This window comes from Rhodococcus sp. IEGM 1307 (assembly GCF_030056915.1).
In the GTDB taxonomy this organism is placed as follows: Bacteria; Actinomycetota; Actinomycetes; order Mycobacteriales; family Mycobacteriaceae; genus Rhodococcus_F; species Rhodococcus_F opacus_D.
On the sequence record NZ_JASHKW010000001.1, the window covers coordinates 641,916 to 658,245 of the forward strand.

At 67.6% G+C, this 16,330-nt stretch carries 15 protein-coding genes; 12 read left to right on the forward strand and 3 right to left on the reverse strand.

Annotated elements, in window-relative coordinates:
* Positions 1-4: 4 nt before the first annotated feature.
* Positions 5-700 carry a 3'-5' exonuclease gene (locus QM841_RS02745; protein WP_283330822.1) on the reverse strand — a complete coding sequence of 232 codons (696 nt, stop codon included), beginning with the start codon at positions 698-700 and terminating at the stop codon, positions 5-7.
* A 304-nt stretch (positions 701-1,004) separates the two neighbouring features.
* Here QM841_RS02745 and QM841_RS02750 point away from each other — a divergent pair, with 304 nt between their 5' ends.
* Entirely contained in the window at positions 1,005-2,135 is a 1,131-nt protein-coding gene (locus QM841_RS02750; protein WP_283330823.1) for a magnesium and cobalt transport protein CorA, read from the forward strand.
* A gap of 46 nt (positions 2,136-2,181) precedes the next feature.
* On the opposite strand, the gene lppU is transcribed toward QM841_RS02750, so the two are convergent.
* Positions 2,182-2,778, reverse strand: coding sequence for an LppU family putative lipoprotein (lppU, locus tag QM841_RS02755; protein WP_283330824.1), 597 nt, complete (start codon positions 2,776-2,778; stop codon positions 2,182-2,184).
* A gap of 147 nt (positions 2,779-2,925) precedes the next feature.
* Here lppU and QM841_RS02760 point away from each other — a divergent pair, with 147 nt between their 5' ends.
* From QM841_RS02760 to QM841_RS02810, 11 genes are all read left to right on the forward strand, one after another.
* Positions 2,926-3,969, forward strand: coding sequence for an ATP-dependent DNA ligase (locus tag QM841_RS02760; RefSeq protein WP_283330825.1), 1,044 nt, complete (start codon positions 2,926-2,928; stop codon positions 3,967-3,969).
* Positions 3,970-4,998, forward strand: coding sequence for a non-homologous end-joining DNA ligase (ligD, locus tag QM841_RS02765; protein WP_283330826.1), 1,029 nt, complete (start codon positions 3,970-3,972; stop codon positions 4,996-4,998).
* Positions 4,999-5,051: 53 nt separating this feature from the next.
* Complete coding sequence (locus tag QM841_RS02770; RefSeq protein WP_105421188.1) at positions 5,052-5,567, forward strand: DUF6764 family protein; 516 nt, start codon at positions 5,052-5,054, stop codon at positions 5,565-5,567.
* Between the two features lie 93 nt (positions 5,568-5,660).
* Positions 5,661-6,866: a serine hydrolase domain-containing protein gene (locus QM841_RS02775; protein WP_283330827.1), complete on the forward strand. Its 1,206-nt coding sequence runs from the start codon at positions 5,661-5,663 to the stop codon at positions 6,864-6,866.
* A gap of 17 nt (positions 6,867-6,883) precedes the next feature.
* The gene (locus QM841_RS02780) at positions 6,884-7,105 is read left to right on the forward strand and encodes a dodecin (protein WP_280784598.1); all 222 of its coding nucleotides are present in this window, start codon (positions 6,884-6,886) and stop codon (positions 7,103-7,105) included.
* A 93-nt stretch (positions 7,106-7,198) separates the two neighbouring features.
* Positions 7,199-8,878 (forward strand): FAD-dependent oxidoreductase, encoded by a 1,680-nt coding sequence (locus QM841_RS02785; protein WP_283330828.1) that lies wholly within the window; start codon positions 7,199-7,201, stop codon positions 8,876-8,878.
* Positions 8,879-9,047: 169 nt separating this feature from the next.
* Positions 9,048-9,968 (forward strand): L,D-transpeptidase, encoded by a 921-nt coding sequence (locus QM841_RS02790; protein WP_280784596.1) that lies wholly within the window; start codon positions 9,048-9,050, stop codon positions 9,966-9,968.
* A 98-nt stretch (positions 9,969-10,066) separates the two neighbouring features.
* Complete coding sequence (locus QM841_RS02795) at positions 10,067-10,999, forward strand: carbohydrate ABC transporter permease (protein ID WP_283330829.1); 933 nt, start codon at positions 10,067-10,069, stop codon at positions 10,997-10,999.
* Positions 11,000-11,040: 41 nt separating this feature from the next.
* Positions 11,041-11,895 (forward strand): carbohydrate ABC transporter permease, encoded by an 855-nt coding sequence (locus QM841_RS02800; protein WP_411194619.1) that lies wholly within the window; start codon positions 11,041-11,043, stop codon positions 11,893-11,895.
* 18 nt (positions 11,896-11,913) lie between these two features.
* Entirely contained in the window at positions 11,914-13,233 is a 1,320-nt protein-coding gene (locus QM841_RS02805; protein ID WP_283330831.1) for an ABC transporter substrate-binding protein, read from the forward strand.
* Positions 13,234-13,250: 17 nt separating this feature from the next.
* Complete coding sequence (locus QM841_RS02810; protein WP_283330832.1) at positions 13,251-14,315, forward strand: ABC transporter ATP-binding protein; 1,065 nt, start codon at positions 13,251-13,253, stop codon at positions 14,313-14,315.
* Positions 14,316-14,318: 3 nt separating this feature from the next.
* Here QM841_RS02810 and QM841_RS02815 read toward each other — a convergent pair whose 3' ends face one another.
* Entirely contained in the window at positions 14,319-16,268 is a 1,950-nt protein-coding gene (locus tag QM841_RS02815) for a M13 family metallopeptidase (protein ID WP_280784591.1), read from the reverse strand.
* Positions 16,269-16,330 lie beyond the last annotated feature (62 nt).

Sequence of the window (16,330 nt, forward strand, 5' to 3'; positions counted from 1 at the left end):
CGGATCAGGCGATGCGGAACCCGGCGAGACCGCGAATCGGCCACTCGCCGTTGACGTCCGATGCGTCCCGGCCCTGCCGGACGAGGTAGTCGGCGAAGTCGCGTTGCCGTTCGGCGTGCCAGCCGGCCTGATGCGTCATGATGTCGAGGGCCCGCAGATTCGGGTACTCCTGCGCGAGGGTCCGGGCGAGGTGTGCGGCGGCGATCGCGTCGGCCTCGGCCTCGTGGGCGTCCTCGAGGGCGATGCCGTAGTGCTCGCACACCGCGCCCAGTGTGCGCCTGCCCTTCCGGTACCGGTCCATCTCGCGGTCGATGACGTACGGGTCGACCACGATGCCGGTGACGAGTTCGGTCAGCCCGAGGCGCAGGCCCTCGGTGTGCATGACGGTCAGGTCGTAGGAGGCGTTGAACGCGACGACGGCATGGTCGCGGGTCCACGCGTCGTGCAGAGCCTCGCGGATCTCGCCGTACCCGGTGGCGTAGTCCTGCCCGTTGGCCCGGGCGTACTCCGTGGAGATTCCGTGCACGTCCGAGGCGCCCTGCGGGATGGGAACCTCCGGGTCGAGCAGCCACGTTCGCGACTCGAAGTGGTGAGCGTCGACGACGGCGATGCACGCGGAGACGATGCGGGCGTCGGTGGGGTCAGGCCCCGTCGTCTCCAGATCGAACGCGCAGATCGGTCTGTCCGACCAGCTGGTCATGGGGGCCTCTCGGTGGTGATTCGTTGCCCGCCCAGTATCGGCCGCGGCGGGCGCCGGATCCGGGACCGACACGGCGGGGATCCCAGGTTGTCGTGGCCGGTCGCCGGGGGTATCGTGTCCTCCGGTCTGCAGTTCGCCGAGGTCGTGAACTGCCTTTTCGAGAGAGCAAGGAGGTGTGGCATCCGATGAGAAGCCAACCTCCGAGTACCAACTGAAACCGTTCCACCGGTAGGTGCGCGGTTTCACGGTCCGTGTTCCTCAGCGCTGTTCCGCGCTGCCCCCTTTCCCTCGAAGGCCCCGTGTCATGCCTCAGCTGCGCCCGATCCGTTCCCTCCTCCCCAGCCGTTCCGCCGGTCTGTCCGACGCCGACGCCGGTCACGCGGTGACCCGCCGGCCCGTCGAACCGACGCCCGCCGAGGAAACGGTGGTCAACAGCGCCGTCTACCGCGACGGCCGGAAGACGGCCACCCCGGCCACCCTGTCCGAGGCGCTCGCGAGCCTGCCGGACGCGTCGTCGATGGCGTGGATCGGGATGTACCGGCCGAACGACGCCCAGTTGTATGCGGCAGCAAAGCAATTCGACCTGCACGAGCTGGCCGTCGAAGACGCGATCGTCGCCCACCAGCGGCCCAAGCTGGAGCGTTACGGCAAGACGCTGTTCGTGGTCCTGCGCGCCGCGCGCTACTGCGACGAGACCGAGCGCGTCGAATTCGGTGAGCTGCACGTCTTCTGCGGTCCGACGTTCGTGCTCACGGTCCGGCACAGCGAATCCCCCGACCTGTCGGCGGTCCGCCGGCGGATGGAGAGCAACCCGGACCTGCTCCGGCTCGGACCCGAAGCCGTCCTCTACGCGATCCTCGACGCCGTGGTCGACGGGTATGCGCCCGTCGTCGCCGGACTGCAGAACGACATCGACGAGATCGAGACCGAGGTGTTCAGCGGAGCGCCGGGCGTGTCGCGGCGCATCTACGAACTCACCCGCGAGGTCATCGAATTCCAGAGGGCCACAAGGCCGCTGCTCGGTATGCTGCGCGGATTGTCGGCGGGATTCGAGAAGTACAACACCGACGGGGAACTGCAGCGTTACCTGCGTGACGTCACCGACCACGCGACGGTCGTCGTGGAGCGGGCCGACGGCTTCCGTCAGCTGCTCGGGAACATCCTCACCGTCAACGCCACCCTGGTGTCGCAGGAGCAGAACGAGGAGATGCGCAACCTGACCCAGGCCAGCTACGCGCAGAACGAGGAGATCAAGAAGGTTTCGGCATGGGCGGCGATCCTGTTCGCGCCCACCCTGATCGGGACGGTCTACGGCATGAACTTCGACCACATGCCCGAACTGCACTGGGTCGGTGGGTATCCGTTCGCCCTGTCGCTGATGATGCTCACCTGCGCCGGGCTGTACACGATCTTCAAACGCCGCGGCTGGTTGTGAGCGAGGCCGGCTGCGGGCAGTGCCCGCAGCCGGCCGGCGCCTGCTGTCAGAGTTCGTCGACGCAGACGACGAACTTGCGCTCGGAGTATTCGTATCCGTTGGACGACGTGCTGCACGAGTCCACGGACGTGGCGCCCTGCACGATCTCCGTCACCTTCACACCGTCGACGGCCGTGGTGTCGCCGCAATCGATGCGCGCGGGATCCTCGCCGCCGACATCCATGCACCCGCCGATAACCCAGTCCACGTCGAGGCAGATCGCGCCCTGCTCGATGCCGCCGAGGGTTTCGTAGTAGTACGAGTCGGCGTCGCTGATGCACTGGCTGTTCTTCGCGGCCTTGGCGATCACCTTGTAGTTCGAATCGGCGCTGCCGCACACCGCCTTGTCGATCTCGGCGTCGGAGACGGTGCCGCCGAGCTTCACGCACTCACCGATCGCGACCTCGAAGTCGACGTCGCCGCCGGCGTCCTCGCCTTCCTGCCCGTCGATCACGGTGGTCGATTCGCTGGACGTGGTGGCCGCGGACGCACCCGACTCCGGCACCGCGGTGGGCGTCGTGTCCGAACCGCACCCGGCCACCAGAACTGCCGTCGCCGACAACGCGACGACTGCGGTACACACCCGCCGAACTAACCCTGTCATGTCTGACCCCTCCGTCAGGTGACCGTCCGCCACCCGTTCCTCCGAGATGACCGTGCCACCTCGATCGTGTCCACCGCGATTGCCGTGTCGCGCATTATTTGATTACATCGCCGTCCGATTTGCCAATTGTGGTGACAGTATGGACGGGTGGATCTCCCCGTGATGCCTCCGTTACAGCCGATGCTCGCGAAGGCTGCGTCGTCCGTTCCGGCGCAACCGGAGTCCGGGCTCGCCTGGTCCTACGAACCGAAATGGGACGGTTTCCGCACCCTCGTCTTCCGCGACGGCGACGAGGTGGTGCTCGGGTCCCGCGGCGGAAAGGATCTGGCCAGGTACTTTCCCGAACTCGTCCGGGCGGTGAAGGACGAACTGCCGCAGCGGTGCGTGGTGGACGGCGAACTCGTCGTCCCGCGCAACATCGACGGCCGCACCCGGCTCGACTGGGAGTCGTTGTCGGAGCGCATTCATCCGGCCGAGAGCCGGGTGACGATGCTGTCCGAGAAGACCCCGGCGCAGTTCGTCGCGTTCGATCTGCTCGCCCTGGGCGACCGCGACCTCACCCGCGAGGACTTCTCGGTACGCCGCGCGCAGCTCGTCGACACCGTCGGCGGCGGACCCAGCTGCCACGTCACCGCCGCCACCGAATCCAGTGCGACGGCCACCGAGTGGTTCGAGGCGTTCGAGGGGGCCGGCCTCGACGGGGTGGTGGCGAAGAAGCTGGTGGGCCCGTACCTGCCGAACAAGCGGGAAATGGTGAAGGTGAAGCACGCCCGCACCGCCGACTGCGTCGTCATCGGATACCGGCCGCACAAGAGTCAGCCGGGGATCGGGTCGATGCTGCTCGGACTGTATGACGGCGACCAGATGGCGATGGTCGGCGGTGCGTCGGCGTTCACGGCGGCGCGGCGGATCGAACTGCTCGCCGAACTCGACGAGCTGCGCGTCGGCGACGACGTCGTCGCGGACGGGGCGCCGACGCGGTGGCAGTCCGGCAACGACCGAACCTGGGTGCCGCTGCGCCCCGAACGCGTCGTCGAGGTGGCGTACGACCAGATGGAGGGTGCCCGGTTCCGGCACGCCGCGCGGTTCCTGCGCTGGCGCCCGGACCGGACGCCCGACGAGTGCACGTTCCAACAATTGGAGGTCCCGGTGCGATACGACCTTGCCGACGTCCTGGCCGGAGGTTCCTAGATGGCGAGTCCTGCCGAAGAACTCGACGTCGACGGCGTCGCCGTGCGGCTGTCGAACCCCGACAAGATCTACTACCCGAAACTCGGTGCCGAGGGCGGCACGAAACGGCACCTGGTGGAGTACTACCGGACCGTGGCACTCGACGGTGCGCTGCTGACCGCCCTGGTCGATCGGCCGACGCATCTGCAACGGTTCCCCGACGGGATCGAGGGCGAGGAGATCTACCAGAAGCGGGTTCCCGCGAAGCGGCCCGATCACGTGGAATCGTGCGAGGTCACGTTCCCGTCCGGCCGCAAGGCGGACGTGCTCCGCGTGCGCAGTGCCGCGAACATCGTGTGGGCGGCGAACCTCGGCAACATCACGTTCCACCCGTGGGCGGTCCGGTGCCCCGACGTCGATCACCCCGACGAACTGCGCATCGACCTGGACCCGCAGCCGGGAACCGGATTCGACGACGCCCGGGCGGTCGCGCTGGACGTGCTCCGGCCGCTGCTGGACGAACTCGGTCTCGTCGGCTTCCCCAAGACGTCGGGCGGCCGCGGGCTGCACGTGTATCTCCGCATCGAACCGCGCTGGGATTTCATCGAGGTGCGGCGCGCGGGCATCGCCCTCGCCCGGGAGATCGAGCGGCGCAGCGGCGACCGGGCCACCACGTCCTGGTGGAAGGAGGAACGCGGCGAACGCATCTTCCTCGACTTCAACCAGAACGCCAGGGACAAGACCATCGCGTCCGCCTACTCGGCCCGCAAGACGCCGATCGCGACCGTGTCGACGCCGGTCACCTGGGAGGAACTGGTGGACGTCGACCCCGACGACTTCACCATCGCGACCGTGCCCGCGCTGCTCGCGAAGCGCGGCGATCCCATGGCGACCATGGGTGACGTGGCGCAATCGCTCGACGTGCTGCTGGAGATGGCCGAACGGGACGCCGCGAACGGTCTCGGCGATCTGCCGTACCCACCCAATTACCCCAAAATGCCGGGGGAACCCAAGCGGGTACAACCGAGTCGGGACCGAGACCGCAAATAGCCGGCGCTCACGTAGGCTCGGGACGGTCGGGTCGGGAACAATGTGAGGTCGCCATGGAACGTACGACAGTCGGTACTGCCGGACTCGTCCTCGGTGTCGTCGCGACGGCACTCGGGACCCTGATGATCGCGCCGGCGACCGCGTCGGCCGTGTCCCTGTCCTGCGTGTCCCCACCGGGCCGGGGTGACACCACGGTCGTCGACCGCACCGCGTGCGGGGCCAACGCCGATACGAGCAGCAATTCGGCGGCGTTCGGCACGGACGGTGTCGGGTTCGCCGACGCAGCCCACGCGGGAGCGGCGCTCGGCGCCGGCCTGGGAGGGGGTGTCGGTGCCGCCGAGGCACGTCGTGGCGCAGTCGCCGCGGTGGCGGTCGGGCCCCAGAGCGTCGCCATCGGGACGGTCGACAGTGCCGGTCCCGCGCTGGTGCTGAGCGGTCCGGGAGGGCAGGCGCTGGTCGCGGATCCGGCCAAGGGCGTGGTGTGCGCCGCTGGACCGTCGCTTGCGATCAATTTCCTTGCAGGTCAAGCGTGTCTGAGCGACGGCATAACAGTGTGGCGGCTTCCCTGAACGGCACCCCGGTCCGCGTCGTATGGTGACGGTAGTCACAATGGGTTGACGCAACTGCCGTAGGAGATACGGCAGCGAGATCGGAGGTGGTCGATGACGACCAGCGTTCGAGTTCCCCGGCCCGCGTCCGTGCCACGGACGGAGCTGCACGTCGATCCGCGGTTCCTGCCGCTCGCCGACCGGTTTTTCGCGATGTACCGGCAACCACAGCACGGCGGCGGGGCGCTCACCGCGTACTTCCGGGGTGAGAAAGTCCTCGACATCTGGGCGGGCTGGGCAGACCGCGACCGCCGATGGGACCGCGACACCGTCGCCCTGTCGTTCTCGACGGGAAAGGGTGTGGCCAGCACGGTCGTCCACCGCCTCGCCGAGCGCAGGCTGATCGACTACGACGCGCCCGTCGCGCGCTACTGGCCCGAGTTCGGCGCGGCAGGCAAGGACGACATCACGGTTCGCGAACTCCTCACCCACCGGGCCGGACTGCACAAGGTCCGGGGCCTGATGCGAAGCCCGCTCGATCTCCTCGACTACGACGCCGTCGTCCAGGCCCTCGCGGCCACCCCGGCGGATCCGCGCAGGCTGCGCGGTCCCGGGTATCACGCCGTCACCTACGGGTGGCTGGTGGCCGAACTGATCGCACGCGTCACCGGGAAGCCGTTCGTCCAGGCCGTGCAGGACGAAATCGCGGGCCCGCTCGGCGTCGACGACTTCTGGTATCAGGTTCCCGGACAGCACCGTCCACGGATCGCGAAGCTGTTTCCGCACATCAACCCGGCCGGCCTCAACTGGGAGCTCACGTCGAACGTGCTCTCGCTCGTCGGCCCCACCCGCGGCCTCGCCGAGGCGGCGATGCCCCAGGGATTCGACGTGCTGGTCCGGAACCCCGCTGTGCACGACGCGGTGATGCCCGGCTGGAACGGCGTGTTCAGCGCGCGGGCGCTCGCGCGCATGTACGGCGCCATCGCCAACGGGGGCAGGCTGGACGGACACCGGTTCCTGCGCAAGGCCACCATCGCGCAGATGTCGCAGGTGCAGACCCACGACCGCGACTACGTCCTGGGGATCCGCCCGCAGTGGTCCCTCGGCTACCACCGGCCGATCCTCGCGTCCCGGGAACAACCGCGGAACGCGATCGGGCACTACGGCGTCGGCGGGTCCGGTGCCTACGCGGACCTCGACAGCGGACTGTCCCTGGGCTTCGTCACCAACCGACTCGGGAGTTCCCTCACGGCTCTCGGTGATCTTCGTCTGGCCCGGCTCGGTGTCGAGGCGCAGGCGATCGTCCGGAACGGCAAGTAACCACGAAAGGAATCCCGATGAGTGATCACGTGTACCGAGTTGTCGAGGTCGTCGGTTCGTCGAGCGACAGTACCGACGCGGCCGTCGAGAACGCCATCGCGCGGACCAACGAGACCGTGCGCAACGTCGAGTGGTTCGAGGTCGTCGAGACCCGGGGTCACGTCGAGAACGGCGCCATCGCGCACTACCAGGTCACGGTGAAGGTCGGATTCCGTGTGGAGCCTGGCGACGCGGTCTGACATCGCGCACGGTTCTCGCGCAAAATTGGAACACGTTATAGTCTGGTGTCACATCCCGACGTCGGACTGCGCGTACTCAGGTAGGGGAGAACCGTGACTTATGTGATCACGCAGCCGTGCTGCAACGACGCATCGTGCGTCGATGTCTGTCCGGTCAACTGCATCCATCCCACACCGGACGAGAAGCCGTTCGCCACCACGGAAATGCTGTACATCGACCCGGACACCTGCATCGACTGCGGGGCCTGCGTCGAGGAGTGCCCGGTGGAGGCGATCTACGCGGAGAACGACCTCGACGAGGTCGACGAGCCGTACCTCGACATCAACGCGCAGTACTACACCAAGCACCCCATCGGCCCCGACTGGCCCGAGCCGCTCAAGCTGCCGCAGATCGACGCAGCCCTCGGCACGCTCCACGTCGCGATCGTCGGGTCGGGTCCGGCCGCCTGCTACGCCGCGATGGAACTGACCGCGAAGCCGCGCGTCGAGGTCGACATCTTCGACCGCCTGCCGACCCCGTACGGGCTGGTGCGCGCCGGTGTCGCGCCGGACCATCCGGGCACCAAGGGCGTCACGGACCAGTTCCGCTCCGTCGTCGGCAAGCGCACGGTGCACTGCCACTTCAACGTGGAAGTGGGCCGGGACGTGAGCCACGAGGAACTGCTCGCGCACCACCACGCCGTCATCTACGCGGTCGGCGCGGCAGGCGACCGCACGCTGGGCATTCCCGGCGAGGATCTGGTCGGCAGCCACGCCGCCACCGAGTTCGTGGCCTGGTACAACGGCCACCCCGACTACGCCGACCACACGTTCGACCTGTCGGGGGAGCGGGCCGTCATCGTGGGCAACGGCAACGTGGCACTCGACGTGGCCCGCATCCTCGTCACCGATCCGGAGATCCTGGCGAAGACGGACCTCGCCGACCACGCCCTCGAGGCGCTGCGGGCGAGCAACATCCGCGAGGTCGTCATTCTCGGCCGCCGCGGCCCCGCTCAGGCCGCCTACACCAACCCCGAACTCCTCGCGCTCGGGCTGATGCCGAACGTGGACATCGTGGTCGACCCGGAAGAAGCGGTGCTCGACCCGGCAAGCCGCGCGTTCGTCGACGGCGACGAGGCCGAGCCGTCGCAGCGCCACAAGGTGCGGCAGGTCGAGGAATTCGCCCGGCGCACCGCCGATCCGGCGAAGAAGCGGATCGTGCTGCGTTTCCTGACGTCACCCGTGGAGATTCTCGGCACCGACACCGTCGAATCGGTGCGCATCGCGAAGAACGAGATGGTCGCGGACGCGTCGGGACGGCTCAGCGCCAAACCCTCCGACGTCACCTCCACGCTGGACACCGGCCTGGTGTTGCGCTCGATCGGCTACCGCGGTCAACCCGTGCCCGGCATCCCCTTCGACGACCGGCGCGGCGTCATCCCCAACGAGAACGGCCGGGTGATCGATCCCGAGACCGGCGCGCCGGTGCCCGGCGTGTACGTGGCGGGCTGGATCAAGCGCGGGCCGACGGGCGTGATCGGCACCAACAAGTACTGCTCCGCGGAGACGGTCAAGATGCTGATCGACGATTTCTCCGCCGGTCGGCTCGACGCGCCCGCCGAACGTGAGGCTCTCGACCGCCTGATCGCCGAGCGTGCGCCCGACGCTGTCGACTACCAGGGCTGGCAGCGGATCGACAAGACCGAACGCGCCGGGGGCAAGGCGGCCGGCCGGACGCGCACCAAGCTGATCACCATCGAAAGCATGCTCGCCGCCGCCCGCGCCGAGACCTGATCGTGAACACTTCTTGACCACTCGGTGACACCACCTCCCCGCAGGCCGCGGAGCGGCAACGATTGCGGGCAAATTGCTCGCGGCCGGATGATGTGTGTTAATGGCAGTGCGCGATTGGTAGGTCCGTCGGGGACGCGCGTTGCACACGTCGTCGAACGAGAGTGGTCATATGGGCAAGTCAGGAATCGGTTTTTCCAGGAACAAGCACTGGTCTTCGCGCGTCGCCGTCGCACTGACCGGGGCCGTCGTCTCGGGAACTGCGCTGGTCGGGGCCGCACAGGCCGCACCGCTCTTTCCCGGTGGACCGGAGATTCCGAGTCTTCCCACCCTTCCCGGGCTGCCCGGCGCGCCGCAGCTGCCGCTTCCCGAACCGGCACCCGCGCCCGCGAACTTCTCGGCTCCGTCCCTCAACCCGGGCGCCGGCGAGGTCGTGGGTGTCGCGCAGCCGGTGATCATCCGCTTCAACGAGGCGATCGGCGACCGCGCCGCCGCCGAGCGGGCCATCAAGGTCACCACCAGCCAGCCCGTCGAGGGTGGTTTCTACTGGATCAACGACAGCCAGGTGCGCTGGAAGCCCACCGAGTTCTGGCCCGCGAACACCGAGGTCACCGTGGATGCCGGCGATGCGCACTCCACGTTCACCATCGGCGACGCGCTGGTGGCGACCGCGGACGACAACACCAAGCAGATCACCGTCACCCGGAACGGCGAAGTGGTCAAGACCATGCCGACGTCGATGGGTAAGACCGATCACGAGACGCCGAACGGCACGTACATCATCGGCGACAAGTTCCGCGACATGTACATGGACTCGTCCACGTACGGAGTCCCGGTCGACTCGGCCGAGGGGTACCGCACGTACGTCGAGTACGCCACCCGCATGTCGTACAGCGGCATCTTCGTCCACGCCGCACCGTGGTCGGTGGACGCCCAGGGCAACACCAACGTCAGTCACGGCTGCCTCAACGTGAGTACCGAGGACGCCAAGTGGTTCTACGAGAACTCGAAGAAGGGTGACGCCGTGGTCGTGCAGAACACCGCGGGCGGCGTGCTGAGCGGCTCCGACGGTCTCGGCGACTGGAACCGCTGACCCCGATTCCCACCGCGTTCTTCCCGTAGCCCGCACAGTTCAATGTGCGGGCTACGGCAATTCACCGGCTATTCGTCATCGGTCGTCAGACTGCCGCAGTGAGATCGAGTCCGCAACGTTCCCTGCCGTCGCCGGGAAAGCAGGGACTGCTCGGGCGTCCGTGGCGGGACTATGCGTTGTTCGCGGCGCTGGTGGGTCCCAATCTGGTTCTGCTCGTACTGTTCACCTACCGGCCCCTGGTCGACAACATCCGGCTGTCGTTCTTCGACTGGAACATCGCCGACCCCGTCGCCACGTTCGTCGGATGGGACAACTACCGCGAGTGGTGGAGCCGGACCGACACCTGGCAGATCGTCGGCAACACCGTCGTGTTCACCGTCGCGACCGTGGTGGGATCGATGATCGCCGGTCTCGCGCTCGCCGTGCTGCTGGACCGTAACCTGCACGGCCGCAACCTCGTCCGCTCGGCGATCTTCGCGCCGTTCGTCATCTCGGGAGCCGCGATCGGCGTGGCGTTCCAGTTCGTGTTCGATCCCCGTTTCGGGTTGATCCAGGATCTGCTGCACCGTGTCGGGATCGACTCCGTCCCCGACTTCTATCAGGACCCGCACTGGGCGCTGTTCATGGTGACGGTCACCTACATGTGGAAGAACCTCGGCTACACGTTCGTGATCTACCTTGCGGCACTGCAGGGCACGCGGCGTGAGCTGACCGAGGCCGCGGAGATCGACGGGGCGGGCCGGTGGACGACGTTCCGCCGGGTCATCCTGCCGCAGTTGCGTCCGACCACCTACTTCCTCTCGATCACGGTGATGCTGGGCTCCCTTCAGGTGTTCGACATCGTCAACGTGATGACCCGGGGCGGTCCGCTCGGCACCGGAACCACCACGATGGTCTACCAGGTCTACAACGAGTCGTTCCGCAACTTCCGTGCCGGCTACGGCGCCACCGTGGCCACGATCATGTTCCTTGTCCTGCTAGGGATCACCGTCTACCAGGTGCGGATCATGGATCGCGGTGAGGTCCGGTGACCGCGGAGACACTGCGCGAACAGCGCAGCACGGAGGTGCCGGTGGCGACAGACCCGGCCCGTGACCATCGCCGCCGGGAAGCGCTCGTGACGGCCCTGGGATACGCCGCGATGGTGGCGGTGCTGGTCATGGTGGCCCTGCCGCTGTACTGGATCGTGATGACGTCCTTCAAGGATCGCCCGGACGTCTACACCCTGCCGGTCACCTGGTGGCCCGGCACCTTCCATCCCGAGAACTACTCGGAGGCCACCACGTCGGTGCCGTTCTGGACGTTCCTGCGCAACTCCGTGATCATCACCGGGGTGCTGGCCGTCGTGAAGTTCGCACTCGGCGTGTTCAGCGCCTACGGACTGGTGTTCCTGCGGTTCCCGGGTAAGAACGTCGTGTTCCTCGGCATCATCGCCGCCTTGATGGTGCCCAACCAGATCACGGTCATCTCCAACTACGCACTCGTCGCCGAATGGGGCTGGCGGAACAGCTTTCACGGCATCATCGTTCCGCTCGCCGGGGTCGCGTTCGGAACGTTCCTGATGCGCAACCACTTCCTGTCGATCCCCACCGAGATCATCGAGGCCGCCCGGATGGACGGCGCAGGCCACTTCCGCCTGCTGTGGCGGGTGATCCTGCCGGTGTCCGGGCCCACCATGGTGGCGTTCGCGATCATCACCGTCGTCACCGAGTGGAACGAATACCTGTGGCCGTTCCTGATGGCCGACGACGCGTCCGTCGCGCCGCTGCCGATCGGGTTGACCCAACTCCAGAACAACGACGGGCTCACCAACTGGGGTCCGGTCATGGCGGGAACGGTACTCACGATGCTGCCGATTCTCGTGGTTTTCCTTGTGCTGCAACGGCGCATGATCAAGGGCCTCACATCGGGTGCGGTCAAGGGATAGCGGAGAACGAGGAGAGACATGAATCGGATGAACCGTCGGGGATTCCTCGGGCTGGCGGGCGCGGTGGCCGCCGGCGCCGCGCTGTCCGCGTGCGCCGGGTCGGGGTCGGGCTCGTCGGCGACGTCCGGCGCGGCGGGCGACGCGAACACCATCACGTTCTGGTCCAACCACCCGGGCAAGTCGCAGGACGTCGAACGGGAACTGATCAACCGGTTCCAGGCGAAATACCCCGACCTCACCGTGAACCTCGTCGACGGCGGAAAGAACTACGAGGAGGTCTCGCAGAAGTTCAACGCGGCCCTGTCGGGCGGCGAACTGCCCGACGTGGTGGTCCTGTCGGACGTCTGGTGGTTCAACTACGCCCTGACCGGGGCCATCGAGCCGCTCGACGGACTGTTCGGCGAGGTCGGTGTCGACTCCTCCGACTATGTCGACTCGCTGCTCGCCGACTACCTGTTCGAGGGCAGGCACTACGCCCTTCCGTATGCGCGGTCGACGCCGCTGTTCTACTACAACAAGCAGGTGTGGGCGCAGGCCGGACTGCCCGACCGGGGGCCCGCCACCTGGCAGGAGTTCGACGAGTGGGGTCCCGAACTGCAGCGGGTGATGGGCGGCGGCAAGCTGGCCCACGGCTGGGGCGACGCCAAGAACTACCTGGGCTGGACGTTCGAGGGGCCGGTCTGGACGTTCGGCGGGGCGTACTCGGACCAGTGGGACCTGAAGTTCGGCGACGAGAAGACAGTCGCCGCGGGGACGTTCCTGAAGGACATGATCCACACGAAGAAATACGCGGCCGTGTCGAGCGACATCGCCAACGAGTTCGGCGCCGGCATCCTCGCGTCGACCATCGCCTCGACCGGCGACCTGTCGGGGATCACCAAGTCGGCCGCGTTCGACTTCGGCACCGCCTTCCTCCCCGCGTCGGGCGCGTCGGGCTGCCCGACCGGTGGCGCGGGCCTCGCGATTCCGGCGCGGATCTCCGACGAGCGGAAGAAGAACGCGCTGACGTTCATCGACTTCGTGACCAACGGCGAGAACACCGCGTACTTCTCCCAGAACGTCGGATACATGCCCGTCCGCAAGTCCGCTGTCGAGGACCCGAGCATGAAGGCGTACCTCGACGCGAACCCCAACGCGCGCACCGCCGTCGACCAGCTCGCGAAGACCCGGTCGCAGGACTACGCCCGGGTGTTCGTGCCCGGCGGCGACCAGATCATCGGCACCGGACTCGAGCAGATCGCGCTGCAGAATGCGGACGTGGCGGCGACGTTCGCCGGCGTCGGGACGCAACTGCAGCAGATCATCGACCGCCAGATCACACCCAAGCTGCCCCAGTAGGAGGAGAAGGAACATCCATGGCCCACGTGCAGTTCGCAGGTGTCACCCACCGTTATTCCGGAGCCGATCGACCGGCGGTCGATCGGCTGGACCTCGACATCGCGGACGGCGAGTTCCTCGTCCTGGTGGGTCCGTCCGGGTGCGGTAAGTCGACCAGTCTGCGAATGCTGGCCGGCCTCGAAGCCGTCGAGGCGGGCCGCATCGAGATCGGCGGCGCCGATGTCACCGCGCTGCCGCCCCGGGCGCGGGACGTGGCCATGGTGTTCCAGAGTTACGCGCTGTACCCGAACATGACCGTCGCCGACAACATGGGTTTCGCGCTCCGCAACGCCGGCGTCGGGAAGGTGGAACGCACCGAACGGGTGCTGGAAGCGGCGCGGATGCTCGAACTCGAACCGCTGCTGGATCGCAAACCGGCGAAACTGTCCGGCGGGCAACGTCAACGGGTCGCGATGGGCCGGGCCATCGTGCGGCACCCCAAGGTGTTCTGCATGGACGAACCGCTGAGCAACCTCGACGCCAAGCTGCGGGTGAGCACCCGCTCGCAGATCGCGGGCCTGCAGCGCCGGCTCGGCACGACCACCGTGTACGTGACCCACGACCAGGTGGAGGCCATGACGATGGGCGACCGGGTGGCGGTCATGCAGGGTGGGCGCCTCCAGCAGGTGGCCCGGCCCCGCGATCTCTACGACGACCCGGTCAACACGTTCGTCGCCGGCTTCATCGGCTCGCCCGGGATGAATCTCATGGACACCCCGATCCGCGACGGCGTCGCCGAACTGGGCGACCTGCGAATTCCCGTGCCGCACTCGGCTATCGGGGACGGCTCCGTGATCGTCGGGGTGCGCCCGGAGTCGTGGGTGCTGGTGGGGTCGTGGCGCAAGGACTCGTACACCGTCGACGCCGACCTGCTCGAGGAACTCGGGGCGGAGTCCTTCGTGTACGCGTCCGGGACGTCCGGGAAGGTGGTGGTGCGGGTGGACCGCACCCGCACCGTCGCCGCGGGGGAGAGGGTGCACCTGCAGCCGAAGCCCGGCGAGGTGTACTTCTTCTCCGCGGCGACGGGGAACCGTCTGCGGTAGTCGCTACCAGATCTTGACGCGCTCCTCCGGATCCAGATACAGGGCGTCACCCGGCTGGACGTCGAACGCGTCGTGGAACGTGTCGAGGTTGCGGACCACGCCGTTGCAGCGGAACTCCGGCGGCGAGTGCGGATCGACGGCCAGCCTGCGGAGCGCCTCGGCGTCCCGGGCCTTGGTGCGCCACACCTGTGCCCAGCCGAAGAACACCCGCTGGATACCGGTGAGGCCGTCGAGAACCTCGGGCTCGGACCCTTCCGTGGCGATCCGGTACGCCGCGATGGCGATGGACAGGCCACCGAGGTCGCCGATGTTCTCACCGATGGTGAACTCGCCGTTCACGCTGTGTCCGGGCAGCGCCTTCGGCTCGAATTCGTTGTACTGCTCGATCAGCGCCTTCGTGCGCTTGCCGAACTCGGTCCGGTCGTCGTCGGTCCACCAGTCGACCATGTTGCCGTCGCCGTCGTACTTGGCGCCCTGATCGTCGAAGCCGTGGCCGATCTCGTGACCGATGACGGCACCGATTCCGCCGTAGTTGGCGGCGTCGTCTGCGGCGGCGTCGAAGAACGGAGGCTGCAGAATGGCTGCGGGAAAAACGATTTCGTTCATGCCCGGGTTGTAGTAGGCGTTGACCGTCTGCGGTGTCATGAACCACTCGTCCCGGTCGACGGGGCCGCCGAGCTTCGCGAGGTCGCGGTCGTACTCCGCCGCGTAGCCGCTGCGGTAGTTGCCCACCAGGTCGTCGCGGGAGATGGTGACGGCCGAGTAGTCGCGCCACTTGTCGGGGTAGCCGATCTTGGGCGTGAATTTCTCCAGCTTGCGGAGCGCCGCCTGCCGCGTCTCGGGGCTCATCCAGTCCAGGTCGGAAATGTTGCGCCGGTAGGCCTCCTGCAGGTTGGCGACGAGTTCCTGCATGCGGGCCTTCGCGTCGGCCGGGAAGTGGCGTTCGACGTACAGCTTGCCGACGGCCTCGCCCAGCAGATCCTGCACCAGGGACACGCCGCGCTTCCAGCGCTCACGGATCTCTTCGGCACCGGTCAGCGTCTTCCCGTAGAACGCGAAGTTCTCGTCGACCAGGGCCTGCGTGAGGTACGGGGCGCGGGAGCGGATGACGTTCCACGTCGCCCACGCCTTCCAGTCGTCGATGTCCTCGGACGTCCACAGCTCGGTCAGCGTGGTGAGGAAGTCGGGCTGGCGGACCACGATCTCGGCGAACTGCTCGGACGTGCCGCCGAGCGCGCCGATCCACGACGACCAGTCCAACCCGGCGGGGAGCTGGTCGAGGGTGAGCAGGTTGTAGCTCAGCTCGGCGTCGCGACGCTTCACGACGTCCCAATGACCGGCCGCGATCTTGGTTTCCAGGTCGAACACGCGCTGCGCGTCGTAGTCGACGCCTGCGAGGGCGAACATCTTCGCGATGTGCTTCACGTACGCCGCGCGGATCTCCGCGTGGTCGTCCTGGCGGTAGTACGACTCGTCGGGCAGGCCGATGCCCGACTGGCTGAAGTGGACGAGGTAACGCTCGGAGTTCTTGGCGTCCGTGTCGACGTAGTGGCCGACGGCTCCGCCGACCCCCGTGCGCTGCTGGCGGCCGATGACGGCGGCGAGCGCGGAGAGGTCGGCGGCCGAGGCCACGTCGGCGAGCTCGCCCGCGATCGGTGCGAGCCCCGCGGCCTCGACGACATCCGCGTCCATGAAGCTGCCGTACAGGTCACCGATGCGCTGCGCGTCGGTCCCCGGCGCCGCGCCGGAGTCCGCCGCCTCCTCGATGATGGTCTGGACGTCTACCTCGGCCTTGTCGTACAGCGTGCGGAACGCGCCGTCGATCGCCCGGTCCGCGGGAATCTCGTAGTCGTCGATCCACTTGCCGTTCACGTGGACGAAGAGGTCGTCCTGGGCGCGGGTGTCGTTGTCGAGGTGAGTGAGGTCGATGCCGGAGCGCTGAGCCGTGGTCATGCGTTCCATCCTTACACCGTTCCGCGCCGGGAGGTCCACCACTGCGCTCAGGGCGAAACAGA

Bases quoted from the DNA above. Each gene is read 5' to 3' on its own strand.
- QM841_RS02745 (WP_283330822.1), bottom strand. From the start codon at position 700: ATGACCAGCTGGTCGGACAGACCGATCTGCGCGTTCGATCTGGAGACG.
- QM841_RS02750 (WP_283330823.1), top strand. From the start codon at position 1,005: ATGCCTCAGCTGCGCCCGATCCGTTCCCTCCTCCCCAGCCGTTCCGCC.
- lppU (WP_283330824.1), bottom strand. From the start codon at position 2,778: ATGACAGGGTTAGTTCGGCGGGTGTGTACCGCAGTCGTCGCGTTGTCG.
- ligD (WP_283330826.1), top strand. From the start codon at position 3,970: ATGGCGAGTCCTGCCGAAGAACTCGACGTCGACGGCGTCGCCGTGCGG.
- QM841_RS02770 (WP_105421188.1), top strand. From the start codon at position 5,052: ATGGAACGTACGACAGTCGGTACTGCCGGACTCGTCCTCGGTGTCGTC.
- QM841_RS02775 (WP_283330827.1), top strand. From the start codon at position 5,661: ATGACGACCAGCGTTCGAGTTCCCCGGCCCGCGTCCGTGCCACGGACG.
- QM841_RS02780 (WP_280784598.1), top strand. From the start codon at position 6,884: ATGAGTGATCACGTGTACCGAGTTGTCGAGGTCGTCGGTTCGTCGAGC.
- QM841_RS02790 (WP_280784596.1), top strand. From the start codon at position 9,048: ATGGGCAAGTCAGGAATCGGTTTTTCCAGGAACAAGCACTGGTCTTCG.
- QM841_RS02805 (WP_283330831.1), top strand. From the start codon at position 11,914: ATGAATCGGATGAACCGTCGGGGATTCCTCGGGCTGGCGGGCGCGGTG.
- QM841_RS02810 (WP_283330832.1), top strand. From the start codon at position 13,251: ATGGCCCACGTGCAGTTCGCAGGTGTCACCCACCGTTATTCCGGAGCC.
- QM841_RS02815 (WP_280784591.1), bottom strand. From the start codon at position 16,268: ATGACCACGGCTCAGCGCTCCGGCATCGACCTCACTCACCTCGACAAC.